This window comes from Acinetobacter sp. YH12227, from assembly GCF_013417785.1.
GTDB lineage: Bacteria > Pseudomonadota > Gammaproteobacteria > Pseudomonadales > Moraxellaceae > Acinetobacter > Acinetobacter gandensis.
Genome location: NZ_VPDH01000178.1, coordinates 1 through 1,240 on the forward strand (window position 1 = coordinate 1; position 1,240 = coordinate 1,240).

The 1,240-nt window shown below is 38.1% G+C and carries 1 protein-coding gene; it reads right to left on the bottom strand.

All coding sequences use genetic code 11. The features are described 5' to 3' along the window. Positions 1-19: 19 nt before the first annotated feature. Positions 20-1,152 (bottom strand): IS3 family transposase gene (locus tag FTV09_RS17780; protein ID WP_228151527.1). Its coding sequence is split into 2 segments (ribosomal slippage): positions 20-900 and positions 900-1,152, totalling 1,134 coding nucleotides; the frame shifts between segments, so codons are not numbered across the junction. Positions 1,153-1,240 lie beyond the last annotated feature (88 nt).

Below are 1,240 nucleotides of genomic sequence, written 5' to 3' on the forward strand. Positions count from 1 at the left end.
AAGTGATATTCTGCTCTAGTTAAGCTACCTTATTTTGTTGTGGTAGCTGGTCATAGTAAAACTCATCTGGAGTCATTTTGTCCAGACTCGAATGAGGTCGTTTCAAATTATAAAATTCAAAATATGCGTTTAATTGCTTCTTCGCATCCAAAACATTGCTGTAGGCTTTGAGATAAACCTCCTCATATTTAACGCTGCGCCATAATCGTTCAATCATCACATTATCGACCCAACGACCTTTACCGTCCATGCTGATTTGGATGTCATTTGATTTTAACACTTCAATAAACGCATCACTGGTAAATTGACTGCCTTGGTCTGTATTAAAGATTTCAGGTCGACCATATTTTTCAATAGCTTCATTTAATGTTTCTATACAAAATGCAACCTCCATACTAATCGATACGCTATGGGCAAGCACCTTACGGCTGTACCAATCAATCACAGCACATAAGTAGACAAAGCCTTTTGCCATAGGGATATATGTTATATCCGTTGCCCACACTTGATTACTCCGTTGAATATTCAATCCTTTGAGCAGATATGGATATTTACGGTGAGCTTGATTGGCCTGACTTAGATTTGGTTTACGATATAACGCATTAATGCCCATTTTTTTCATTAAAGTACGTGTATGACGTCGTCCTATATGATGTCCTTGACGGTTCAATAAATCACGCATCATACGGCTACCTGCAAAAGGGTATTGCATATGTAATTCATCAATACAGCGCATCAGCTTCAGATCTGATGCACTCACAGGTTTTGGGCGATAGTAATAACAACCACGGGAGACTTTCAGTAGCTTAGCTTGCTTAGATACTGAAATCTGAAGTGAGTCGTCGATTAACTTTTGTGGTTGAAGCGGCCCAGTTTCTTCAACACACCTTCTAAAAAATCAATTTCTAATGCCTGCTCACCGATTTTTGCATGTAGTTTTTTTAGATCAATGGGTGGTTCTGCTGGAGCTTTTGATTGATCGAAGGCTTGCGAGGAAGCCGAAATCAATTGATTTTTCCAGTCGATAATTTGGTTTTGATGAACATCAAATTCAGCACTCAATTCAGCAAGTGTTTTTTCTGCTTTAATCGCAGCAAGTGCTACCTTAGCTTTAAAATCATTTGAATGATTTCTTCTTGGTCTACGTGCCATAAAATACTCCTTATATCGATGTTTATAACATTATTTGGGGAGCAAAATATCACTTATAGGTGTTGTTCAAATTTCCTGATCCACCTCT